Genomic DNA, 233 nt, shown 5'->3' on the forward strand with positions numbered 1-233 from the left:
TGGATATCTATCCTGCCAAATCAATTCATCTTCAAAGAAATTTTTTTCATCAAAGCTATCAGAATTGTTTCGAAAATATAATGCGCTTAGGTGATCTGCCAACAAACCTTTTTCATTCAAAATAAATTCAGAATAAACCTGACCTTTAAGATCCCAAAACTTATCGACATACGCCTGGGAATAATCTGCGTCCGAACAAAATGCATTCAAGCAAATATTTTCAGCTGTTAATT

General features: G+C 33.0%; 1 protein-coding gene. It reads right to left on the minus strand.

Translation table 11 applies throughout. The annotated features are described in order from the left end of the window. A partial coding sequence (locus tag GT354_RS54515; protein WP_237535475.1) for a hypothetical protein occupies positions 1-233 on the minus strand: 233 nt, incomplete at both ends.

The organism is Streptomyces sp. SID3343 (genome assembly GCF_009865215.1).
Taxonomy (GTDB): Bacteria; Actinomycetota; Actinomycetes; order Streptomycetales; family Streptomycetaceae; genus Embleya.